General features: G+C 47.9%; 25 protein-coding genes. 10 read left to right on the plus strand and 15 right to left on the minus strand.

Translation table 11 applies throughout. The annotated features are described in order from the left end of the window. Positions 1-229: 229 nt before the first annotated feature. From DKW60_RS08745 to DKW60_RS08760, 4 genes are all read right to left on the minus strand, one after another. Entirely contained in the window at positions 230-550 is a 321-nt protein-coding gene (locus DKW60_RS08745; protein ID WP_245929653.1) for a TraR/DksA family transcriptional regulator, read from the minus strand. A 119-nt stretch (positions 551-669) separates the two neighbouring features. Beyond that, positions 670-1,506, minus strand: coding sequence for a nucleotidyl transferase AbiEii/AbiGii toxin family protein (locus DKW60_RS08750; protein ID WP_109837277.1), 837 nt, complete (start codon positions 1,504-1,506; stop codon positions 670-672). Further along, positions 1,493-2,548: a type IV toxin-antitoxin system AbiEi family antitoxin gene (locus DKW60_RS08755; RefSeq protein ID WP_109837278.1), complete on the minus strand. Its 1,056-nt coding sequence runs from the start codon at positions 2,546-2,548 to the stop codon at positions 1,493-1,495. The genes DKW60_RS08750 and DKW60_RS08755 overlap by 14 nt, the downstream gene beginning before the upstream one ends. 175 nt (positions 2,549-2,723) lie before the next feature. Then, positions 2,724-3,101, minus strand: a complete 378-nt coding sequence (locus tag DKW60_RS08760) for a hypothetical protein (protein ID WP_109837279.1) — start codon at positions 3,099-3,101, stop codon at positions 2,724-2,726. A 191-nt stretch (positions 3,102-3,292) separates the two neighbouring features. Here DKW60_RS08760 and DKW60_RS08765 point away from each other — a divergent pair, with 191 nt between their 5' ends. From DKW60_RS08765 to DKW60_RS08775, 3 genes are read left to right on the plus strand one after another with little or no spacing between them, the layout of a single operon-like run. Next, a complete protein-coding gene (locus DKW60_RS08765) occupies positions 3,293-3,538 on the plus strand; it encodes a type II toxin-antitoxin system VapB family antitoxin (RefSeq protein WP_109837280.1) in 246 nt (81 codons plus the stop codon). Further along, positions 3,538-3,927, plus strand: coding sequence for a type II toxin-antitoxin system VapC family toxin (locus tag DKW60_RS08770; RefSeq protein WP_109837281.1), 390 nt, complete (start codon positions 3,538-3,540; stop codon positions 3,925-3,927). Before DKW60_RS08765 ends, DKW60_RS08770 begins: the two co-directional genes overlap by 1 nt. Positions 3,928-3,952: 25 nt before the next feature. Then, a complete protein-coding gene (locus DKW60_RS08775) occupies positions 3,953-4,159 on the plus strand; it encodes a hypothetical protein (RefSeq protein WP_109837282.1) in 207 nt (68 codons plus the stop codon). Here the strand turns inward: DKW60_RS08775 and DKW60_RS08780 are convergent. Then, positions 4,156-5,430 (minus strand): SulP family inorganic anion transporter, encoded by a 1,275-nt coding sequence (locus tag DKW60_RS08780; protein WP_109837283.1) that lies wholly within the window; start codon positions 5,428-5,430, stop codon positions 4,156-4,158. The two genes, DKW60_RS08775 and DKW60_RS08780, sit on opposite strands and share 4 nt — an antisense overlap. 233 nt (positions 5,431-5,663) lie before the next feature. Between DKW60_RS08780 and DKW60_RS08785 the strand changes: the two genes are divergently transcribed. Continuing rightward, positions 5,664-8,705: an AAA family ATPase gene (locus DKW60_RS08785; protein ID WP_181389631.1), complete on the plus strand. Its 3,042-nt coding sequence runs from the start codon at positions 5,664-5,666 to the stop codon at positions 8,703-8,705. Here DKW60_RS08785 and DKW60_RS08790 read toward each other — a convergent pair. Further along, positions 8,681-9,490 (minus strand): hypothetical protein, encoded by an 810-nt coding sequence (locus DKW60_RS08790; protein ID WP_109837285.1) that lies wholly within the window; start codon positions 9,488-9,490, stop codon positions 8,681-8,683. The two genes, DKW60_RS08785 and DKW60_RS08790, sit on opposite strands and share 25 nt — an antisense overlap. A gap of 178 nt (positions 9,491-9,668) precedes the next feature. Here DKW60_RS08790 and DKW60_RS08795 point away from each other — a divergent pair, with 178 nt between their 5' ends. Beyond that, on the plus strand, positions 9,669-10,457 hold the full coding sequence (locus tag DKW60_RS08795; protein WP_109837286.1) for a DUF2189 domain-containing protein: 789 nt from the start codon (positions 9,669-9,671) through the stop codon (positions 10,455-10,457). Positions 10,458-10,464: 7 nt separating this feature from the next. Here DKW60_RS08795 and DKW60_RS08800 read toward each other — a convergent pair whose 3' ends face one another. After that, the gene (locus tag DKW60_RS08800; RefSeq protein WP_219988686.1) at positions 10,465-11,490 is read right to left on the minus strand and encodes a pseudouridine synthase; all 1,026 of its coding nucleotides are present in this window, start codon (positions 11,488-11,490) and stop codon (positions 10,465-10,467) included. 13 nt (positions 11,491-11,503) lie between these two features. Between DKW60_RS08800 and DKW60_RS08805 the strand changes: the two genes are divergently transcribed. Next, on the plus strand, positions 11,504-12,127 hold the full coding sequence (locus DKW60_RS08805) for a nucleotidyltransferase family protein (protein WP_181389632.1): 624 nt from the start codon (positions 11,504-11,506) through the stop codon (positions 12,125-12,127). Here the strand turns inward: DKW60_RS08805 and DKW60_RS08810 are convergent. Next, a complete protein-coding gene (locus tag DKW60_RS08810; RefSeq protein WP_109837289.1) occupies positions 12,124-12,333 on the minus strand; it encodes a DUF2061 domain-containing protein in 210 nt (69 codons plus the stop codon). The genes DKW60_RS08805 and DKW60_RS08810 overlap by 4 nt on opposite strands. A 173-nt stretch (positions 12,334-12,506) precedes the next feature. Here DKW60_RS08810 and DKW60_RS08815 point away from each other — a divergent pair, with 173 nt between their 5' ends. From DKW60_RS08815 to DKW60_RS08825, 3 genes are all read left to right on the plus strand, one after another. Then, positions 12,507-13,358: a helix-turn-helix domain-containing protein gene (locus DKW60_RS08815; RefSeq protein ID WP_109837290.1), complete on the plus strand. Its 852-nt coding sequence runs from the start codon at positions 12,507-12,509 to the stop codon at positions 13,356-13,358. Between the two features lie 160 nt (positions 13,359-13,518). Then, entirely contained in the window at positions 13,519-14,481 is a 963-nt protein-coding gene (locus DKW60_RS08820; protein WP_109837291.1) for a D-2-hydroxyacid dehydrogenase, read from the plus strand. A 161-nt stretch (positions 14,482-14,642) separates the two neighbouring features. Beyond that, positions 14,643-15,833 (plus strand): AAA family ATPase, encoded by a 1,191-nt coding sequence (locus tag DKW60_RS08825; protein WP_109837292.1) that lies wholly within the window; start codon positions 14,643-14,645, stop codon positions 15,831-15,833. A 79-nt stretch (positions 15,834-15,912) separates the two neighbouring features. Here DKW60_RS08825 and DKW60_RS08830 read toward each other — a convergent pair whose 3' ends face one another. The 4 genes from DKW60_RS08830 to mgrA form a co-directional block, all read right to left on the minus strand. Continuing rightward, a complete protein-coding gene (locus DKW60_RS08830; RefSeq protein WP_109837293.1) occupies positions 15,913-17,583 on the minus strand; it encodes a hypothetical protein in 1,671 nt (556 codons plus the stop codon). Between the two features lie 279 nt (positions 17,584-17,862). Then, the gene (locus DKW60_RS08835; RefSeq protein ID WP_109837294.1) at positions 17,863-18,546 is read right to left on the minus strand and encodes a hypothetical protein; all 684 of its coding nucleotides are present in this window, start codon (positions 18,544-18,546) and stop codon (positions 17,863-17,865) included. Positions 18,547-18,640: 94 nt separating this feature from the next. After that, positions 18,641-19,582 (minus strand): AEC family transporter, encoded by a 942-nt coding sequence (locus DKW60_RS08840; RefSeq protein WP_109837295.1) that lies wholly within the window; start codon positions 19,580-19,582, stop codon positions 18,641-18,643. Between the two features lie 79 nt (positions 19,583-19,661). Beyond that, complete coding sequence (gene mgrA, locus DKW60_RS08845) at positions 19,662-20,678, minus strand: L-glyceraldehyde 3-phosphate reductase (protein WP_109837296.1); 1,017 nt, start codon at positions 20,676-20,678, stop codon at positions 19,662-19,664. Between the two features lie 187 nt (positions 20,679-20,865). Here mgrA and DKW60_RS08850 point away from each other — a divergent pair, with 187 nt between their 5' ends. After that, a complete protein-coding gene (locus tag DKW60_RS08850) occupies positions 20,866-21,432 on the plus strand; it encodes a Uma2 family endonuclease (RefSeq protein WP_109837297.1) in 567 nt (188 codons plus the stop codon). A gap of 13 nt (positions 21,433-21,445) precedes the next feature. Here DKW60_RS08850 and DKW60_RS08855 read toward each other — a convergent pair whose 3' ends face one another. The 3 genes from DKW60_RS08855 to DKW60_RS08865 form a co-directional block, all read right to left on the minus strand. Then, positions 21,446-22,297, minus strand: coding sequence for an NfeD family protein (locus DKW60_RS08855; RefSeq protein WP_109837298.1), 852 nt, complete (start codon positions 22,295-22,297; stop codon positions 21,446-21,448). Further along, complete coding sequence (locus DKW60_RS24000; RefSeq protein ID WP_146203457.1) at positions 22,281-22,655, minus strand: hypothetical protein; 375 nt, start codon at positions 22,653-22,655, stop codon at positions 22,281-22,283. The genes DKW60_RS08855 and DKW60_RS24000 overlap by 17 nt, the downstream gene beginning before the upstream one ends. Positions 22,656-22,990: 335 nt before the next feature. Beyond that, the gene (locus DKW60_RS08865; RefSeq protein WP_109837300.1) at positions 22,991-23,191 is read right to left on the minus strand and encodes a hypothetical protein; all 201 of its coding nucleotides are present in this window, start codon (positions 23,189-23,191) and stop codon (positions 22,991-22,993) included. Positions 23,192-23,411 lie beyond the last annotated feature (220 nt).

The raw sequence follows: 23,411 nt of genomic DNA on the forward strand, positions 1-23,411 counted from the left end.
TTTCAAGCGATTGCCCTGGGCGTTGCTGAAATCAATGCGCTGCTGCAAGCCAAGCCACAACTATTCGCTGATAAAGTCGGTGAAGGCTATTGCCTGTATCGTTGTGGTGATGCGGTGTCGAGTCGCGGAATTCATGAGGCGATTCGCGATGGTTTGCGACTCGGCCTAAGCGTGTAGCCACTCAGAAATTCTTGCAGCAAGAGCCGAAATAATACTCAGTCGTTTCGGCTCAGGCGCATTTTATGCACTTGCTCGCATAAGGAAGAGTCTCCAGTCGTGCGGGCGCAATGTCTTCGCCGCATTGTTCGCACTCCCCGTAGTGGCCTGATTCAATGGCGGACAAGGCGTGTTTCACCTGAATTAACTCATCCTGCGTTTCATGGGCAAGTTGCTCTACCACTTCGTCATTTTCCCGCTCAACCACTTGCTCTGAGGAGTCCTGATCGTGAGGTTTCATCATATCCGCTTGCAGGCTTACCAAGCGCTCTGACAGCTCTGCTTCTCGTGTCAGTAACGTCGCTTTTTGTGTATCCAGCATGTCTTGGTTCATGTCGGAGTCCTCCGCTATTTGTCGTGCTTTACAGCATAATGCGGTTGGTGGATTTGGAGTTGATGTGTGTCAGGTTTGTGGTGGTTGTTAGGAGAAAATGACCGTGAAAAAAGGCACTATCACGAAGGATTCACCCCTGATAACTCGGTTCTTATGGCAATTAATAATGCTCTGCACTGGGAGGCCTGATTAGAATCAGCATGTCTGGGCAGCATATTTCGTACCAAGACTGATTCATTAGAGTCGTCAGTTTCTCTGTCTAAAATCGTTTTCACTGTGGATAAGGTCTGAGGACTGCAAAGTGCTAATAGGTCTCTTCCCAGCAAACGCGCATGCGCCGTATCAATGTCATCAAACAAATCTTCGTGATTAGTTTGCAAATTTTCCTGATTGCCAAGATCAATATAATGACGGATGAGAAAGTACAGGTCTTCTGCATCTTTTGTGATGCTTGCTTTGCGACTTTCCCATGCAAGCAGCTTGAGTAACGCTATACCAGTGGATGACGCAACGTTTATGTCCAACGCCTCTGGGGAGTTTGTTATTGGCAGGCTAAGCGAGGCATCAAAAACGTCTGTCATGCCTGCAACAGACATCAAAATGACATGATCTGGTGGCCATGAAATTTCAGCATTAGTTTCAATAGCACCGTAAGGCACAAGGTCTATCGGCAGATGATCTTCAAATATAACCCTTTGCATCGCTTTGTCTGGCTTAAACGATTTAGTCTCAATCAGTGCTGCTTTTAATTCCCCGAAGCGTTCCCAGTTAGCAATTTCTATTGCCAGGTCAACATCGCGAGTTGCACGGATTGGTGAAATATTTGAAGCATCGAGGAGTATGTCGCGTGCTGACGCCCCAATAACCATAAAAGGAATATCAAGATGATCTGCCTGTTTCTTAATGATACTCAATGCTGAAATCCAGTCTGGATCAAGATGGTTAGTGGTGGTCATCAAGAAATTCCCTGTAGATGATATTTGCAGTTTCCATATTTCTGGAATCCCCCGAAGCGATTAGATCAGCATAAACAAGTAGTGGCGGAACCAAGTCTGGTGTCTTAGGATTGTCAAAGTGCCAAAACTTCTGAAGCACCTCAACATTGGCAGTGCTTTTCTCCGGCACTTCCTTCAGACCATTCAAAAGAACCAATTTGCCAAGGCTCTCATCAGTGTAGATCGTTGAAAACTCTGATTTTAAATAATGAGTCAAATGATCAGCGGCAACTTCACCGCCCCATGATGCAGAAAAAGACTTAGGATCAACGGTTTTATACCAGTCCCGCTGAAGTGATTTGTAGTAACCCAATAGCAGTTTAGGCCTAAGCTTTTCAGCGTAAGCAACAACCCAGCGTTGTATCAGGCCATTTCGATCCGCCCATTTTCGTTGGTCGTTTTCTGTTAAGGACAAATACCCTGCTGCTTTTAAATCATTGATAATCCAGCCGATAGAGCCTAATGAGACGCCACAAATTTCACTGAGATCCCGATAGCTGCGATTGAGGATGTCATCGGGGTGGCAGAGCAGATTAAATATTAACTTTAGCCCCGTACTTTGAAATGCCCTTGATGGCTTTGATTCGGCAGGTTTTTTAGGTGCTTTATTGCCAGTTATATAAACAAATACAGAACCGAAATTGAGATAGGCGTTACCGACACTGTCTATAAAGTGACACTGGTGATTCTTCAAAAACTCTGAAGCTTTGGTATCCACATAATCGGCGACTAACAACGTTTTTGCACCGTCGTTGCGTGTGGTTGTATCGTTTACGATATCTTCTTTGTCATTATCAATTAACAAGGCGAGCTGAACTAATGAAGGCCGTTGTTTTATGAGCACATGGTAGTGTTGAATTGCATCACGCTGTTTTAAGGTAAGTGCGAAATCATAGTGTAATTCATTGCCGTTTTTGTTAATGGCGTTCGTCTTCCCGGACTCTATATCGGTATTATTTTTAAGTGCCAGTAAGGCTTCATCTAGTATGGCATTCTCGTTCATAGCGGTAGCTCGAATAGTTCACGTTCACTATTTTACAGAGTTCAAAAAAAATGAACAGAGTAAAATAATGAACAGTGGGGTGATCTTCGAATGACTGGTTTATTACCAAACTCTTGCGCATAGACAAACAAAAGCCCGCTGAAATAGCGGGCTGGGTGATAGCGGTGTAGTGAAATTATTTAGTACAAGGCGTAGCCGTCACCGTACAACGCGTCAAACCTCGACCCTCACCCTTACAGTTAACCACCACACCCTTAGCATTATCCAAATCAGCAAAGCGTGAACCCAAGCCAAAAGAAGAATGATTAGTGCTGGTGAAGCTAGATAGAATCGATGGGCCTGACTGACCGGTAACATAAGCTTCCCATGCACGTTTGGCGCGGCGGGTAGCACGGCGCTCTCTGGCTCCGGCAAAAGCACCTGCTGCTGCGATTCCGCTGACGGTCACTCGTGCCGCACATTGTTGAGCGGCAGCGGCAGCGGCAGTGCCTGAAAACATAACAGTGCTTAGTAAAGTAGCGATAGTCATTGTGATAATAGTTGCGTTTTTCATGGTCGTATCCTCTATGGTTTGATTGGTAGTCGCTGTGTTGTTAAGCGATGGTTGTAGATTAACGAGCTGCCGAAAATCAGTCATAAGGAAACGGTAAGGGTTTGGTAAAGGTTGATTGTTGCCTGACTTTTACATTTTTGGTGTATAGGTGTATTATTTAGGTGTATTGGTGTTTTTAAGAGGCGTAGAGAGTGAGAACTAATATTGTGTTGGATGATGACCTCACGAATGAGGCATTTGCTTTAACGGGCTTGAAAACCAAGCGCGAGCTGATCAATTTTGCGCTCTTAGAATTAGTGCGTCATAAAAAGCAGTCTGCGAAGAAAAGTTTGTGTGATGCTTTCGAGGTACTACATAAGCTTGGCTTAGACGATGATCCATTTCCTGAGATTAAGCGTGAGAATCGCCCGAACCCTTTTGCGGACCAATTACAATAATGCTGTGCGATACAAATATTATTAGTGAGTTAGCCAAACCACAACCGAATGCGGGCGTTTGGACTTGGGCCAGCCAGCATCAAAATATCCAAATCAGCACAATTACACTCGATGAGCTTTACTTTGGTCTTTCATGGCGACCAAACCCAAGGATTCGTTTGTGGCTGGATGGCTTTCTCAAGGACTACTGCACCGTGTTGCCAGTAACAGATCAAATCGCATGCTATGCAGGTGAGGTTAGGGGGGCACTTCAGGCACAGGGGCAGCCTCGTACTCAAGCAGATATGATTATTGCAGCGACCGCTGCGGTGCATAACCTGACGTTAGTGACCAGAAATGAAAAAGACTTTCTATCCTGTGGTATTACGGTGATCAATCCCTTTTCATAAACCCCAATAGCTAAGGATTTCTCTCATGTCAGACAACACTTCATTTCCACCAAAAAATCAATTCTCTGAATCAGTCGATCCAGCTGAAGATGAAAAAGCATGGTTGCAATCTGGAATTTATGCGCTAAAAGACGCAGAGCAAAACGGCTATGCTTGCACGGCAGAAGAGCTGGATCAAAAAATTACAAAGCTCAAAAAATCCGATTGGGCTAGTCATAACAACAATGACTAAACACCCAAAACCACCACTCCCACCATCACACAAACCACTACCGAAAACGCCTTCCAGGAAAGACGCTTAACCGGAAATACCACCCAGTCAAACAAAAAACTCACCCCCACATAAGCCACTGCCGAGCCAACCACAAAGCGCGGAATATACGCTAAAAAATCAGCCGCAAACCAAAGGATCAAACCGCTCAACACTGCCACTAGAATGCCGGTTAGTGGCAACTGGCGACCCTGTTTGGTGTTCAGTGAAGACCACGCTGGCGACATATAACCGGGCCATCCACCAACCATGCCTGCTAGTAGATTCGCGATGCCAGTGGTGCGTAAGTCTTTGTCATGATCCAGCTTTCGACCGACGAACAGTTCAAAACCGCTATTATTCAGCAGCATAGAAATCACTGATGCGATTACTAAAATCAGCAAATGATGAGATTGTGAAAAGATCACTGACCACTGGATTCCATGGAGTTGTTTTGGCTTAAGTAAGCTGAAGTCATCCGCTACAACCGCTGCGTTAAATAACCAGCCCTCTGCCATCAGTTCACCCACTGACACGCCCATCAAGCCACTAATGGCGAACAGTAATAGCGAGGCGGCTAACATGCTGGCTGGTATCAACAGGGAGTGTTTAATGCGTCGTCCGGCGACGTAGATGAATAAGGCCAGAGCCACACAGGGTAACCAGCGTATGACGGCGTCAGTGGCAAGTAAGTCGCCTGAGGCTAGATCGCCCGTTGCACTTTTGATGCCGCCCAGTAGTAGCAGGCAGCCGGTGCCGCCGAGGAATCCGGCAACCACTGGCATTGGTAGCAGATTGACAAATTTACCGAGTTTTAAGCTGCCCGCCAGATACATGCCCAGTCCTGTCAACATGGAGGCGATGGCAAAGCTGACGATCACCGTGGCAAATTTGCTGTCCATGCTCACACTCCCGGGCATCTCGGCCAGCATTTTGCCTGAGATTAAGACCAGCATGGCGGTGGGCACATCCTGAGGAATCCAGATAGCGCCTTTCCATGAGCTAAAGTAAGCGACGATTGTCATGGAGATGACTGACCCCGCGATTAAATACACCGACCCCAGACCAAGGTAAGCTTGCAGCGGGCCAGCAAAAACCAAGGTCAACATGGCGATCCACCAAGGCGCTTCGATCAGGCTAATGGTGACGCTATTGCACACGGAGTCCAGCAGTTTTGAGGGCTTAGCGGTTTTGGTTTTTGTGGTTAGCGAAGCGGGCAATGGCTGTGGTTTGCTGCGGGTGATGGTATCCATATGAACGTCCTCGGTCAGTGTGAATGTGCCACTTCTTTTGAAGCTGAGTTCAGTGTAGGTAGCGGAGGTTTTTCAGTCATAAGGAAGCGGTAAAGCTTTGGTAAGGATTGCGGTAAAGGGCTTTAGGGTTTGATAAGCAGGACTGCTCGCGTAATTAGCGGCCAATTACTCAAAGTAAGTGGCCTGCCGTGTGCTAGTCTTAGTGAACCTAGGCTTGCTTCAGAGGGATGGGAATGGCGCAAACAATCGTGTTCGATCCGGCAAATCAAATACTCGAAATAGCGGGTAAGCGGGCGCAAGTGTCGCCCAAGGCGTTTGCCGTGCTGACCTATCTGCACCAGCACCATCAGCAGTTGGTGACCAAGGAAGATTTACTCACGGCCGTGTGGCCCAAGGTGTTTGTGACGGATGCAGTGTTAAAAGTCGCGGTCGGTGAGTTGCGCAAAGTACTCAATGACCATCCTAAGCAGCCGCAATTTATCGAGACGGTACATCGGCGGGGCTATCGTTTTATTGGTGAACTGCAGACTGCTCAGGCCGCGCAAACTACCCTTGAAAACTCCGTACCTGCGCCGGTTATTTCCACGCAAGCTACCACCTTGATTGCGCGTGATGATGCGCTGCAAACCATCAGTGAACATTGGGCGCTGGCGCAATCGGGTCAAAAGCAATTGTTGTTCATCTCGGCTGAGGCGGGCGTGGGCAAAACAGCATTGGTGCAGGCGTGGTTGAAGCAGCAGTTTTTTGAAGCGGATAATCCCTCGCCGTGTTTATTAGCCAATGCGGTGTGTTTTGATCAACACGGCAGTGGTGAGCCGTACTGGCCCGTGTTGAGTGCTTTGGGGACTTTGCTGCAAAGTGCGCAGGCGGATGCCGTGAAGCAATGTCTGCGTCGGTATGCGCCGAGTTGGTTATTGCAAATCCCGTCGTTGATTCCGGAGCAGGATCAGGCGCAGTTAAAGCAGGAATTATTCGGTGTCACCAGTCAGCGCATGCTGCGCGAGTTTGTCGACTTTGTGGATGCGCTCAGTCTAAGTACGCCGTTACTCCTGTGTATTGAGGATTTGCATTGGTGCGATGCGGCAAGTCTGGATTTGATCATGGCTTTGGCGCAGCGGCAGTCCAGTGCGCGGTTTATGCTGCTGGGCAGTTTTCGTTCCTCAGCCTTACAACAGGATGAGTCTGCGTTGAAGGTGGTTTACAGCCAGTTAACACTCCATCAGCAATGCCAGACGTTACCGCTAACTAATTTGGATGAAGCTGGCGTCGCTCAGTGGATGGCGCGGGCACTGCCTGAAACATTGCGAAGTGAGGTTTATACCCAGCTATTTTACCGTTACACCGAGGGCAATCCTTTATTGCTGACGGCCGTATCTGATCATTTACAGCAGATGGGCTTGATGGATGAGCAGGCCGCTGCGATTACGCCAGAGCAGATCGAGCAGGGGATATCCGGTGGGCTAAAGCAGTTACTGAGTCTGAAGACGGCTAAGCTGAGTAAGCAGGATCGACAAGTATTGGAGGCGGCTAGTGTGTCTTCTGCGGCATTTGCCACGGAAAGTCTCGCAGCGGTGATGCAGCAGGATGTGCTGGAAATCGAGGAGGTCTGCGAGGATCAGTTACTTCATGAGCAGTGGTTAGCACCGGAAGGTTCGCAAAGCTGGCCGGATGGGTCGATTTCTGAGTCTTACCGCTTTTGGCATCAGCTGTATCGCCAGTATTTTTATGAAAACCTCTCGGCGGCGCGTTGCCGTCATTATCACCTGCGGTTTGCGGAGCGTTTGCTATCAGGCTATTTGGGTAAGGTCAGCGAGTTGGCTTCGCAATTAGCCTATCACTTTGAAGCCGGTGGCGACTTGCCGCGGGCGTTGGCGTTTTCTAAGGAAGCTAGTCAACATGCCGCGCAGTGCTTTGCTTATCGGGAGGCGATTGCGCATATCAGCAACGTCATCGCGCTGAGTGAGCGTCTGGAACAGCCTGAGTTACAGTTGGCGTCACGAAAAAGACGCTGTACCTATTTGCTGGCCAGTGGGCAGCTGGGCGAGACGGTAAAGGAGTACAAATCGTTAATTGAGGCTAGTCAAGCGCTGGCGGATTCCAAGGCTGAAATCGATGCCACACTGGGTATGGCGGATGCTTTGTTTTGGATTGACCGGCAGGCTTGTTTAGATGCAGGAAAACGCGCGGTAGCATTGGCCGAAGCCAGTGATGATGAGGCTAGTAAAATCCATACCAAAGGCAAGCTCGCTCATTTTTCCAGTGTGGTTGAAGGCTATCAACCGGCTTATGCGGCGGATTATGAGGCGGCGTTTAAGCTTGCAGAGGATAGCGGTGATGTCGCTTTGCAGTGTGTGCATTATCCGCGTCATTTGTATTATCTGATTATTCGTTCACGCTATCAGCAGGCGAATGATTTAGCCGCTAGAGCCATGCAGCTGGCACTGGATAATGGCGATGCGGTGAGCTATTTAAGCTGTGAATTCTTCCATGCCTGGGCGCTGTTTTATCAGGGGCAGTGGGGGGAGATGCTGGAAGTGATCGAGGCTGCATTGGCGCTGGCGACTAAGAATGAACATCGCCCTTGGGTGGCACATTTTACGATTCAGAAAGCCTGGTTACTGTTGCAGGCGGGTGATTTTGAAGGTGCGAAAGCGTTATGTCAGCCGGTGTATGATCAGGCGAAATTAATGCCCACAGGGAGTTTGTACTTTTTTAGTGTGATTATTTTGCTGCAGCTGGAAGTGGCGCTGGGTGGTGAGGTGAGCGAAGAGGTTGGCGATCTGGTAGGCGAAGAGGTGAGCGATCAGGTAGGTGAGGATGTGGACAAAGCGCAGGCTTATGTCACAGAAATCACGCAGCGATTAAATGCTGAGCCGAATGCCATTGACTGGGTACTTCGTTTTCCCCTGCAACAAGGCTTGGCGGCTTTTTACCTTGCGCGGGAGCAATGGTCGGATGCGGCGTCTGCGGCGATAGAATTAAAAACACAGGCAGACAGCTCTGGCGAGCTAACGTATTCGGTCATGGCGGATTATTTCTTAGCACAAAGCAGAATAGGGCAGGGGAATCATGATGAGGCGCAGACGGTTTTAGAGGGTGCAGTTGAGGTGTTGCAGAAGGAAGATCTGCCTGTGATTAGCTGGCGAACTTATGCTTTAAAGCAAGATCAAAAACGTTGTGATGCTGTGATTCAAGCGCGTTTGAAGGCGCTGGAGTCAGCGCCGGATTTGCAGCGGTGTTTCCAGAGACTCTATACAAAATCCAGCTCGTCATAATACGAGCCAAAGCGTGTTGTTGGGTGGATGAATAAGAAGTACAGGCTAAGCACCGCGCTGTAAATAATCACGCCGGTGTAGACATAAAGGCTGAGCTGGTGCTCGGCTTTGACGGTATTTAAGTGCTCGATAAATGGCAGGATCAATACCAGATCGTAAGCGAGAAAACCCACTAGCTGACCGCGGAAATTTCCCCAAACTGGTTTGATCGAACCATACAGAAAATACATTGCTGCACCTAAGAAAACCCATCCAAATACGACTGAGCTTTGCGGCTGCAGTGGCCACGGGAATATCGCTGGCATGCGCATAATGAGTGTGACGCCGACGCCAATGAGTAATAAGGTGAAGATAATAAATGACAGGCGAACCAATGCCGGAACAGGGCGTCGGTCTTTGAATTCAAAGTGCTCGCTAATCCAAAATAATACGAGGTTGAACAGAGTGGCCGCGACTACAGCAACAAGTGTTTGCGGCATGGGAACCAGCTCACTCGCGGCAACACCGGCGAGTAATAGTGTGCCGGTTAAGCCGAGATAAGTTGTGGCAAAGTCCAGTGCCCCACCGCGCATGGCGGCCAGTTCTCCGCTAAGACCCATCCAGATCACCGGCGTGGCGATGGCGGCTAAAATGGAGGCGATGAATATGTAGGAGAGTCGTCCGTCCGGCCATGGCCAGAGAGCCAGCGCAGCTTCATGTTGTAGGTAAAAGCCAGCGCATACCGCCAGTAGTGCGATGCCTGTGATGACCAGAAAAAAGCGGATGATGAGTTGTGTGATATTCATTGCTTAACTATAGAACGATGTCATCGTTTTTTCCGGAATTAGTTGTCAGTGTGAAGCCTTGTGAGACATCAAGCTTAGGCACATCGTAATGGTGAGTGAAATACTGACGTGTTGTGATTGGGGATTACCACGCAATGCGCTAAGCTGTTAGTGAAGAGGACAAAAAGGAGAGGTTATCATGAGTGATCTACGAGAAGAGGATATGCTTCCCATGATTGCGCCATCCAGAACCATCGGTTTGGATGCACCTTTGCGCTGGCTAAAACTCGGCTGGCAAGACTTCAAAAGTATCCCGAAACTGAGCCTTGGCTATGGCTTGGTCATGCTAATTATCGCCCTGTTAATCGCCTGGGTCGCGTGGAAGGCACAGAGCCTGGTGGTGGCCATCGCATTAACAGGTGGTTTCTTTTTTATCGGGCCGGCATTAGCGATTGGCCTTTACTCCATGAGTCGTCAGCTGGACAGCGGTGTCAAACCGATGTTGATGCGCTGTATCCGTGAAGGGCGTAAGAATATGGGCAATGAGTTGGTCTTATCGCTGATGTTCTTAATCGTATTTTTGCTATGGGCAAGGGCGGCGTCGATGGTGCATATTTTCTTTCCTAGCTTTGGCAATGCGACTTTTTCAGACCTCGCTCAGTTTCTGGGGATTGGCACGATTGTAGGGGCGATTTTTGCAGCGGTAGTGTTTTGTGTTGGTGCGTTCTCGATTCCGATGTTGATGGATCGCACGGTGGATGCGGTGACAGCGGTGCTTTCCTCTATTGCTGCGGTACTGAAAAATAAGTTCACAATGGCGGTATGGGGACTGGTGATTATCGGCAGTGTATTATTGGGTATTGTCACGGGCTTTATCGGCTTGGTGGTGATATTGCCGGTGATTGGTCATGCCACTTGGCATGCGTATCAGGAAGTGATTGATGCCAGTGCGTGGGAGCGTAATCCGGGTGTTGGTCCATCAGTTTAAGTCGGGCTTAAAACTCCAAGCTAAGCTGACTCTCAAACCGTCGCAATTCGCCGGATACCGGATCAACAAATTCAATCGATTTGGCTAGTAATTGCAACGGTTGCGAGTAGTCATCGTCCTTGCTGGGCAACAGCTCGGGATAAAACGGGTCATTTAAAATAGGGCAGCCAATTGATGCCATATGCACCCGTAATTGATGCTGCTTGCCACTGACTGGTTTCAGCAAATAACGCGCTAATTCACCCTTGGTTTCCAGAATATCCATTAGCGTTTCTGAGTTTGCTTCGCCGTCTGACTCCTGCATTCGGAAAAAAGGATCACCTTTCACCATACGACTGCGGTGTGTATAGGGGAAGTCCAGCGTAGAGCGCGGTGCAATGGCTTCGTAGGTTTTGCTGACCTGGCGATTCTGAAACAGGCTTTGATAACCCGCGCGTACTTCTTTACTGCAGCTAAATAACATGACTCCGGCTGTTTCACGATCCAGTCGGTGAATGGGGCTGATGTCTTCGAGTTGGAAGCGGTGTTTCAGGCGTGATAATAAGCTTTCTTTCACATAGCGTCCGGTGGGTGTGACGGGGATAAAATGCGGCTTATCCACTACGATAATGTCGGAGTCTTTATATAAAACCGTTTCGGTAAACGGGATGGTGGGTTCGCCCGGAATTTCCCGATAATAAAACAGAAAACTCTCTGCAACATAGGGGCTGTCAGCGCGGTAAGGGGTGCCGGATTCATTGACAATATCCCCACGTTTCAGGCGATCCCGAAAAATATCTTCTGAGATAAACGGAAAGCGCTCGACCAAAAACTCCAGAATTGTCTCCCAGCTGCCATACACCTCCGTGGCATTTTTTGAGCTACCGGATTTTGGCAGCCAAGTACGGCTTGCTGAGACACCATCGCGCATGGGGAGTGGTGACTTTACCGGTTCGCGTTTTGCTTTGGGTGTGTAGTTGGAAATGACCGGATGCCTCTGAGGGTAAAATTGACGAATCGCGTTTGCGTGGCGATTATAGCGTAATATATTCAACGAGGAATTGTTCGTGGCGCAATCAAGCGGAATAGTCGGCATTTTGCTGGCAGCAGGTGCTGGCACGCGTTTTGGCGGCGATAAGTGTTTGGCGAGACTGCCAGACGGTGTGCCAATGGCAGTGCGCAGTGCTGAGAACTTGTCGACAATCGTTGATGAGGTGCTCTGTGTGGTGCGGCCTCAAGATGAATGGCTGCGTGGTCTTTTGCACAAAGCTTCCTTTAGCACGGTGATCTGTGATGATGCTGAGGAAGGCATGGGCGCAAGCATACGGGCAGGCGTTGCAGCGCGTTCACTAGCGGCGGAATGGGTGATTGCGCTGGCGGATATGCCGGTGATTCGTGAGAGGACGTATAAACGAATGATGCTGCGGCTGACCGATGATCATATTGTCAGGCCTGAGTTCAATGGACAGGCCGGTCATCCGGTGTGCTTCCCCATGCGCTACCGCGAGGATCTCCTGGCATTACAAGGTGATCAGGGGGCTAAGGGAGTGATTCAGCAATATCCTGACCAAGTGCAGGCATTTGAATCGATGGACCCCGGTGTGCTGAAGGACTTCGACACCCCCGAAGCGCTGGAGGCTTATTTCAATCAGGATCATGCTTCATTAGCGTATTTGCTGGGACAAGCTTAGTGTTGGACTGTCTTGCCCCAGGAGATACGTTGCCATAATTTTTCATGAAAAATATAACTCACCGAGCTGATAAGCACAGTGCTGCCTGCTAATGACAGCGCGGTAGTCAGTGAGCCGGTGTGAAGATAGCCGATGATGCTCATTACGATGATACCGAGGCTTTGCCAGCTGATGGTCTTAACAATAGTGCGCTGTGTGGTTTCCATGGTTTTCCTTATTCGATGCTGAGGTGTGGTGATAATGCTTATCCGTAGTTTTCGTGCTGCTTTGTCATGCTGCAAAGTCTATCAAGAGAATATAGGTCACGGTAATTCTGAACATTGGCAACAAAATCCGTTAAAGTTGATTAAAGTAAACTTGGGTTATTTTAGTCACCACTATGAAAAAGCAACAAAGAACACTGATGTTTCGCGAACGCCTGCTGTCACGCATGATGGAGCTAGGCATGAGCCGCAGCGAGTTAGCGCGCCAGTGTTTGGTTGATCGCTCGACCATTGCGCAGTTACTCAATACGGATGATGTGCGCCTACCAAATGCACACCTGGCCGCAGAATGTGCTTCAGCATTGCAGGTCAGTACCGACTGGTTATTGGGACTGACAGAGCGCAGTGAGACCAGTGCGGGATTATTATCAACAGCCTGTGAAATTGCCGATGCAGAGCGTACTCCCTCCGACGATAAAATTCTGGAATGGCATCGTGAGGCATCGGGTTACAAAATTCGTCATGTGCCAGCCACGTTTCCTGATCTGTTAAAAACTGAAGCGGTTTTGAGTTTTGAATACGCGCAGTTCCTCGACAAAACACCCGAGCAAGCCAGTAGTGCCATGCATGAAACCTTGCAGTGGTTGCGCGCGCCCGGTTCGGATTATGAGATCTGTATTTCTACGCATATGGTGGAATCGCTCATCAACGGTGTGGGCTATTGGCAAGGTTTGCCGTTGGCGGCCCGAAAAGAGCAGATCGAACACCTGATTAAGAGTTGCCGAGAGTTATACCCGTCTCTGCGCGTGTATTTGTGTGATAACAAGAAAGTCTATTCCTCACCGATTTCGGTCTTTGGCCACTTTTTGGCGGTGGTGTATATCGGACGTTATTACATGGTGTTTAGGGAGCGTAAGCAGATTCAGGCGCTGACTCAACACTTCGATTATTTGATTCGCGAAGCAGATACCGGTGCGCGCACTGCCGCTAATGTTATTGAGGAAATGGCAGAGGGCTTGTTTGATTGAGTGCTATTCATCGTTGCTCTGTGCGTGATACATTTTACTGACGAACCAGTTATCAATACTCACATTAATCAGCCTACAGTCGAGTGCTGTGATCCGTTATTAATCCGTGTATAAACTTGCGTTTCAATCCATGACTCATCAACCTATCAAAGAGGCCGCCATGTCTGAAAAAATCGTCTTTCTGGATGCATCAACCATCGGTCCCGGTGTTACTGTCGGTCGGCCTGACTTTGCTCACGAGTGGCAGGAATATGACCGCACTGCGGCCGAAGAGGTCGTGTCCCGTTTATCTGATGCGACTATTTGTATCAGTAATAAAGTCGCGATTACGCCTGATATGCTTAAGCAATTGCCTCAGCTAAAAATTATCGCCGTGGCAGCGACAGGTTACAACATCGTGGACTTAGAAGCCTGTAAATCGCAGGGTGTTGCCGTTTGCAATATACGGGGTTATGCGGTGAATACCGTGCCGGAACACACGTTTTCACTCATTCTGGCGCTAAGACGCAACCTTATTGAATACCGCGAGCAAGTGCTGGATGGTGAGTGGGTGCGCACAGGTCAATTCTGCTTTTTCAATCGTCCCATTCGTGATTTAGCAGGGTCTAACCTTGGCATTATTGGTGCAGGTGCTTTGGGGCAGTCTGTCGGCCGCATCGGCTTGGCGTTTGGCATGAAGGTGATGTATCTGAATCAACACATCCGAACTGCGCCTGATCATGGGCAGTTGGTATCGCTGGAGCAAATGCGTGATGAGGCGGATATTCTGACTTTGCACTGTCCGCTTACGCGGGAAACACAGAATATCATTGATGCTGATTTCTTAGCGGGTATGAAAGAGTCCGCATTGGTGATCAATACCGGGCGTGGTGGTTTGGTGGATGAAGAAGCCTTAGCGCAAGCACTCAAGCAAGGCCAGATTGCCGGAGCGGGAATTGATGTGACTGAGGTTGAGCCTGCACCGATTGATTCACCGATGATGCAGGTGGCGGGTCTGCCGAATGTCTTGCTGACCCCACATGTGGCTTGGGCAAGTGTGGGCGGTATGCAAACACTGGTGGATCAATTGATTGGGAATATTGAGGCGTTTGTGGCGGGTAAGCCGAGGAATTTGTTGACGTAAGTTATTTTGGTTAACTAGTTTTTTCTTGTCGTGAGACAGGGTGGTGGTGGTGATATCTGAATTCCCATTAATAAATCTTGTACTGGGTTTATAAGGAAGTTCTCTATTTTTTGTATTACAATACTAAAAAATTAGAGTTTAATCTATATCTGAGTACAAAAATGTTAACCCCACTATTACAGCTCTCCGCACAAATTCAATCGCAGCCAGTGCCGGAATATCAGCGATTCCTTTTCTCGAAAATCAATTTTACGCAGCGCCTCATTGGAGTAATGGGAGCGCGTGGTGCTGGTAAAACTACATTGTTGCTTCAGTATTTAAAGTCTCTGAATGCTGCAACAAAGTCCCTGTATATTATCTCGGATCATCCCTTAGTAGGACAGCATGGTCTATTTGAAATCGCCAATGCGTTTCAGCAAATTGGTGGGGAGGTATTGATCATTGATGAGATTCATAAATCGTCTAACTTTGAAACGGATCTTAAACTCATCTATGACAGTTTCTTTAATCTAAAAATAATTTTCACTGGCTCATCTGCAGCCGCGATTAACCATGCCAGAGCTGATCTCAGTCGTCGTGCGGCAATTTATCACTTGCCCGTTTTGTCATTCAGAGAATACCTAGAGCTGGAAACCGGTCAGCAATTTGATGTGATTTCACTTGAGGACGTTATTAAGGATCACCCACAAAAAGCGATTGATGTCGTTAGTGAGATCAAGCCACTGGCTCATTTCCCTTCCTACCTTGAGCACGGTGCTTATCCTTTCTATAAAGAGGCTGGCGATACCTATCTGTCACGCTTGCTTAGTGCATCAATGCAAGTGATTGAGACTGATATACCTGCACTTTATCCCATTGATTTTGACAAGGTGAATGCACTGAAAAAGCTCATGGTCATGCTTTGCCAGAGTGAACCGTTTGATCTTAATATTTCTAAGCTTTGCGGTGCAGTTGAGCTAAATCAGAAGACGTTATACAAGTATCTGGGCTTACTGCAGGCTGCTGGTTTGTTGCGCGTACTTGGAGCTAAATCGAGCGGAATTAGTATTATTTCCAAGCCTGAAAAACTGTATCTGGATAACACAAATTTGTTTTCAGTTTTTTGTGGGGAGTCAAAAGCGGGAACACGCAGAGAGACCTTTTTTGCGTCTATGCTGAGTTATCAGCACATGCTCAATTACCCTAAGGGCGGTGATTTTATGGTGGATGAGCGTTACGTTTTTGAGGTTGGAGGCAGGTCGAAGTCGATGCGACAAATTAAAGATCTGGAAAATGCATGGGTTGTTGCCGATAACATTGAAATCGGCGCACAACAAAAAATCCCGCTGTGGCTATTTGGTTTTCTGTACTAGCCAAAACAATTGGCACAATAGTCATGATTAACTATCGTGCCAATGCCAATGCCAATAGGGCTAGGCTGGCGCTAGCCGCTTAAGACGGAATCAAAAAGATATGATGAATCCCTTGAGTACGCGTCAGGTTAATCGTCGCTGTCACTGACTTACCACCAGAGTGCGCTTTCACCTGATACTGTCCGGCAGGAATGCGGAACAGCGAAGTCGTAGTGTCAGCAGAGGTATCCACCAACTTACCGCTCATATCCTGTATCAGGAAGTCAGCAGACAGTGGGCGTCGCGTAATTTTATCGGAGGCTGATAAACGCAGACTTCCCATGCCGGCAGTGCTAGGTGTTGGCGTCGGTGTAGGGCTTGGTGTCGAGGGAGACGAGCCAGCAGTCGGCACCAGGAATATATGGTGAATTCCCTGAGTTGCTGTCAGTGTTATCTCATTACTTACACTTTCACCACCCACTATTGCACTCACCTGATAGCTGGCAGGCGGTAAACGGAATAACTGACTGGTGGTGCTGGTCGCGCTTTGAATCAACTTGCCGGATAAATCCTGAATCAGGAAGTCGGCTTTGATTGGACGACGGGTCTGCTTCTCAGACGCTGACAAACGCAGGCTTCCCTGTGCGCCAGTCACTGAAGGCGGCGGTGTTGACGGCGTCGTCGGTGTACTTCCTGAACCGCCAGACGCTGCCGAAATCATAAAGATATGATGCAGCCCTTTGGCTCTGGTAAGCTCCAGTTCTTTAGTTTCCGTTTTACCAAGCGCTGTTGCACTTACCCGGTATTTGCCAACCGGAATAATAAATTGCTTAGTGGTCAGATTATTCGCTGAGTCAACCAGCTGGCCAGTGATTTTCTGAACCTTGAAGTTAGCTTTAAGCGGACGTCTGCTAGGTGACTCCGACGCAGACAGGCGTAAGCTACCGGTTTCAGTGGTAGGCGTTGTTGGTGGTGTGCTGCCACCGGTTCCGGAGCCACCAGAGCCACTTCCACCTGGCCCGCTTCCACCCGTGCCGGTACCGCCACCGCTGCCACCGTTGGATGGGGCGTCATTAAAGTCCTCAGCCATTGCATCGAAGTAAGGCAATGCCTGCAAGCGTTGAGCCTTTACTTCTGTCACAAAGGTATCAAAAATTTTCTTTTTCGTCGTGCCGGGTGCAAGTTCACTGGTGTGTAGAAACAGCGTCGAGGTTAAGCCCGCCGCATTTCTCTCGGTCGTATAGTCAAATGCACGCTGAACTGAATTTAATGGCATAACCGGCGTGTCTAAGCGGTTACCCGTACCCGGTGTCCAGCTACTGCCAATCCCTCTGGCGTACTTAATTCCCGGAAAGCTGATGCCCGGCATCGGGCCTGCACCACTGCCGTGGTAAGACAGCACCTGAGGCTTTTTCCCTGTCACCGTTTGAATGATGCCGCTGAGCACATTGAACACTCTTGTCTGGTCTGCCTGAGTATTACCTTTTGGTAAAGGATGCACTCCGAGTGTGACTAAATGCGGCGCGAGGTTATAGATTAAACGGGCGTTGTCACGATCAAACTCATAGTCATGACTCGGGCTGGTGGCCTGAAAGAAAACCACCACAGGAATACCATGATCCACCAAATATTTGACTACTTCATAGGTGCTGGAAATACTTTGACTTCCGGCATGAATATGGTCGAGTGTGAATACGACTTTGTCGAGCACCGGGGGATTCGCCGAATTTTGGTAGCGATCACTAACACTTGAGAGTCTGTAAGTTGGCATAAGTAACCTCAACAGCCTTTATTTTTACCAGCAAACTAAAATGGGTTTACTTTAATTTGCAGACACTGATTATGGTGAGCAATAGCCAAGGGGGATGCTATTGGCACGTTTAAGTGAGTATTGTGCCTTAATTTTAGTGAGGAATCGCGGTTTATGCTCGGTTAATACGATAGTTTTTTTTATTGAGTAGATAAGAGAGGGCGACAAAAGTGAGATGAAATGATGGCTCAGTTGAGGGGAAAAGCGCCTCTCATACAAAACAGAGGCGCTGAATATTACTTAGTAAGTCTTGTCTGTTTTGCCTGAATTGATATCGTGAGCGATTTGCATGACAACCTTATCCATAGCACTTTCGATGGCTACTTTCAGCTTGGAAGGGTTTGCAATAAGGTATTGCGTTGCGTTGATTTTCTTGTCGCCCAAATTCCCCATGTCAATGTTGGATATCGCAGAAAAGCCACGTTTATAGACAGCCGATTCTTTGGTTGGCTTAATCGCGGTAGTTGCCGATACTTTAACCGACTGGTGGTTTGGCTGAATGGCGTAAGACGAGACAACGTTTAGCACATTGGTTGCACTCTCTTTTGGCTCAGTGGTTGCGTGAACGGTAATCGCAGGTGCAAAACTGTCTCCACGCATCGCTTTTAGCTTCTTAGCAAAGACTTCCCGTACATCGTAGTTTCCCATGGATGCCAGCACAGGGCCTAGTACTTTGGCACGGTTGGCATTGACTGCCGCATCCACACCCGCACCAATTAAACTGCCAGCTAATCCGAATGCACCACCAGTGGTTGAGCCTCGGTTACTCGGTTCAAAGCCTAGCTTTTGTGATGAGCGTAAGTCTATAGCGGCGATTTTGTTTTGTTTAAGTGCTGCGCGATCCAGTGATGCAGGGTTGGATGAACAGCCCGCCGTGAACAGCATGACGGCTGCAAGAAGATATGCGTGTATTTTATAGCCCATAATAATATGTCCTCAATTGTTTGCAGTGTGTCGCAAGGTTAAGCGAAATGGTTCTGTTTTGGGCCATAAAAAATCAAGGAAAGCTGTGTGTAAATCAGATCAATCCAAAGGCTCTAAGGAGGAATAAACCCAATGTAATTGCAACCACCGATGCCAACGAGGTACTGGCAATAATTGCAGCGGCCAGATAATGATTACCACCGACTGCCCTTAGCATGGGATAGCTCGCTCCAGCGGTTGGTGCGGCGCACATGAGGTAAAGCACACCTAACATTTCACCACGTAAACCAACCAGAATTCCCCCGAGTGTTATAAAGACAGGTACTGCAATTAGCTTGGCAAAGGTCGCCCAGTAAAGATTGGCAGAGACCCTGAAGTCACGCCAGCGAATGGCGGCACCACCGCATAAGAGCGCCAGCGGCATACTCATTGCACCCAGATAGCCCATGGTATCCAGTAATGGTTTTGGGATTTTTATATGCAATAAAGACAAAATGACTGCCAGTACAATCGCAACAATCAATGGGTTACGCACGATGCGATTTAGCGTTGAGGCAAAGGTCAGTTTATCAGTGTCTTTCAGGCCATGTTTCGTTAGCGTCATGAGTGACAACACGTTGAAGAGAATCGTTACAAAGGCCAGATAGATAGACACGGTAGCGATTATCGAGTCACCGTAGGCATTCAAGCAAAAGGCGATACCAACGATCCCCATATTGCTGCGAAATGAGCCTTGTACAAATGCACCCCGGTCAGCTTTATCCAAGCGAGGCGCAATTAAATATTCGAGTATCAAATAGCTTAAAGTTGTCCCTATCAGGCCGCAGGCCACCAAGGTCAGAGGGATACTTTCAAAACTGACTTGCACTAATTTGACAAACAACATGCAGGGCAAGGTGACTTTGAATACCAGCTCAGAACCGATATCCGCAAACTCGTTATTGATGATGCCCGTACGTTTGAGGTAGATGCCGATACAAATCACCAAAAAGGTAGGAGCAGTGACTTCGAGCGCGAATAATAAGTTGGTTAGCATGAGATGTCTCAAAAAAAATGCCCGAAGCTAACATTGGCCACGGGCAGGTTTGGATGTACGGTGGAATAGCGATTAGCGCTTAGCGAACCGCCCAGATATTGATACCCATATCTTGTGCATGCTTATCAATAGTGGTTAATTCAGCGTCACTAAATGATAACTGTTTTGTTGCTGCCAAACTATCCTCCAATTGCTTAACGCTACTGGCGCCGATCAGTGCTGAGGTAATGCGTTCATCACGTAATACCCAAGCGATAGCCATCTGCGCCAGCGTTTGTCCACGCTGTTGAGCGATGTCATTTAAGGCTCTGACATGTACCAATTTATCGTCGCTGAGGAATTCATCAAGGAAGCTACCCGCCGTGACAGCACGTGATTTCTCAGGCACTCCATTGAGGTATTTATTGGTTAATAAGCCCTGAGCCAGTGGTGAAAAAGCGATGCAGCCTATGCCTTCTTCTTCCAGTACTTTGGTCAGTCCATCTTCAATCCAGCGGTTAAACATGGAGTAGGATGGTTGGTGGATCAGGCAAGGCGTACCAAGTTCTTTCAAAATGCGAGCGGCTTCTTTGGTTTGTTCCGGTGGATAGGATGAGATGCCAACATACAGCGCTTTACCTGAGCGGACTGCGGTGTCTAATGCGCCCATGGTTTCTTCCAGTGGAGTGTGCGGGTCATAGCGATGTGAATAGAAAATATCGACGTAATCTAGTCCCATTCTTTTCAGGCTTTGGTCGAGGCTAGCGAGTAGATATTTGCGGGAACCGCGCTCACCGTAAGGGCCAGGCCACATTCTGTAACCTGCTTTGCTGGAGATGATTAGCTCATCACGGTAGGGCAGAAAGTCTTCTCTCATCAGACGGCCAAAGTTTTCCTCGGATGATCCCGGAGGTGGGCCGTAGTTATTGGCGAGGTCAAAGTGAGTGACACCAAGATCAAAGGCACGACGCAACATGGCGCGTTGGTTTTCCAGTGAGTCTACACCACCAAAGTTGTGCCAGAGGCCGAGTGAGATTAAGGGAAGTTGCAGGCCGCTATTTCCGGTATAACGGTATTGACCTTGTTCGTAACGGTCTTCAGCTGCTGAATAGGGCATTGTGATCTCCTTTTTTTAGGGTGCTCTGATGGTGTCATTGGGCTGCAGGAGTGGCAAGTGGAGAACCGTGGTTAAATAGAATTATTTGGCCACTTGATATCGCCATCGGTGCATTGTTTCGTCATAGGTCTTGCGTGGCAGGAAATTTAGTTCTGGTTTATGATGGTTAAAACCAAAGGAAATAACCATGCAAGCGATAAAGTCAGATATTGGTAGAGAAGAATACCTTGAGTACGACCATGCTTCGGAATTGAAGCATGAGTTCTACAAGGGTGAAATATTCGCTATGTCTGGTGGTACGTTCAGCCATGCCAAAATAAGCTTGAATATTGCCACATCATTACAAAACCAACTTCGTGGCAAACCTTGTGAGCCAATGAATAGTGATATGCGAGTTCACACACCTTCTGGCCTTGATACTTATCCCGATATTTCGGTGTTTTGTGGTGAGCCAGAATTAACGGATAAGGACAGAACCCTAAATAATCCCTCCGTTATCATCGAGGTACTATCTCCCTCGACTAGAAACTATGATCGCGGTGATAAGTTCTGGCACTACCGCTCAATTACAAGCTTACAAGACTTTCTGTTAGTTGATTCTGAGTCTGTTTATATCGAGCATTATAGCCGACAGAATAAGGATGAGTGGCTGTTACATGAATACCGCGAACCAGATGCGACGATCAGCCTAGGTTCGTTAGAGCTTGAGTTGTCAGTAGCTGAGCTTTATGAGGGTGTGAATATCAAGCAATAGGTTTGATGGGGCATTACAAAGCAGGCCCATACCAAACCGAAATATTCCCAAGCTGATCACTCACCCGCACATGACGCCAGCCATTCGATGAAGCATTCAACACAATCACGGGAGTAATCACATCATCCCACTGAGTAATCAGCGACGCATCAGCAACTGGTGGAGCTTTTCCCAGCTCTTCGTTCTCAAGCCGGATATCCGTGAACTGATTAATTTTCTGCTGTGTCGTTTGAATTAACCAAACTTGGCAGGTGGCTTCAATGCACTTAACCGGCTCCTTTTCAGAAACCAATAACTCAATCGTTGCCGAGTTATTATCAACCTCCACACGCAGGCTTTCCTGAAGCACATCTGATGAACACTGCTCAATTTGCTTATGCTGCTTTAGAAAAGCACACGCCAATCCTGAATCATGAAGACTCTCCACTTTATCAGCGAGCTTCCCTGTGATACTGCTAAACCGACCTCTGCGAAGGCCTCTTGTTGCGGCCTTGGCTTCGTCACTTTCTTTTGTTGCTTCTGGGGCAGGGTGCGGATCTGTACTGCTAAAGTATTCGGGGTCTGTGGTTTCGTACAAAGCAATTTGAGGTGGTTCGGGCGTAGATTCATCGAAATAGATATAGGCAGCCATCAGCCAGGCGATTACAAGCAAAAGCAAACCAGTGCTTGAGTCGCCTAATTCGCCGCGCTTTTTCAGATAGCGACGCCAGAGAACGTTTGCCAGAAAATAGGAAAGGACTAGAAATATCAGCACAGAAATGATGAGTGATGCGGGCAACAGGAATGCTGCAGCGATAAGCAACACGTAGATGCCGAGCGGGATGTTAAGTCTCAGCTGGTGCCTGATTTTATTGACTAATGTCATTGTCTGGCCACCTTATTTCACCGCCATCTATATCAGTCAACAGCAAATCTCTCCAGTCACCTGTTATGGTAAGCATGACCTTAACAGGAGGTATAATATTTTCCCATGACCCAATAATCACGGCATCAACCGGTGGCTTCTCACTGTCGCCAACCTGCTGCTCTTTTGCCTCCATGAACGTATCAATTTTCTGCTGTGTCGTTTGTATTAACCAAATATTGCAAGCGGAGGCGATGCACTCTTCGAGCGTTTTATCGGTCAACAATAACTCTTGAGTATCCTTGTGTTTATCAAGCCCATAGCGAATATTATCAGGTATGTTTGATGAGCAATCATACGTTGGTTTTTGCTGCTGCATAAAAGCACAGGCGTATGCGCTGTCATGGAGTGGATTGCCGAGCTGCGGGGGAGTGAGTCGGTTTATGTTGTTGAATCTGTGTGGCGGCGATATTTGATAAACGACTAGATCGGGCGGTTCAGGGAGCGCGATATAAGTCCCGAAAGTGAGAACGAATAAACCGAAGATATAGGAGCCGGGATACTGCTTTACGTGTTTTTTTATCCTGTGGAGTCGTTTCATAGTTCCTCTTGAGGGCGGCGGCAACTGATTTAATCAAAACGCTTCGCCTCCTGCTAATTCAGTCGTAGATGCGATAGAAGTTAGCGGTGTCGGAAGGCGCTTATTTGCTTAAATCAGTTGCCTTGTTTGGTAAGTTTTATGAATGACTCTGCTTTCTTAACAAACTCTTCTGGTTTTAAAGCAATTCCACCATGACCCACATTTTTCATTGTTACACCAAAACCGTTTGGCAAATACTTTGCTAGCGCATCTGATCCCATGGCGTAAAACGGTAGTGACAGCTCCCCACCACCCAATAATGCGGGAGTTTTCATCTTTGCTATACGCTCTCGTGTGAGAGGAGTAGCAGAGTGAGTTAGGTTAAAAAACGGCTTCACAATCGAGTGTTTCGATAAATTGGCAAAGATCCTCAATGTGTTCGTCCACGCTCATTATTATATTGTCTGCATTAGCAAGGTTCGGCTCAAAGTATCTTTGTGTGTATGCGATACATCGAAAGCTATCGGAAAAAAGATCAAATAATTCAACCCAAGT

The sequence above is a fragment of the Leucothrix pacifica genome (assembly GCF_003172875.1).
In the GTDB taxonomy this organism is placed as follows: domain Bacteria; phylum Pseudomonadota; class Gammaproteobacteria; order Thiotrichales; family Thiotrichaceae; genus Leucothrix; species Leucothrix pacifica.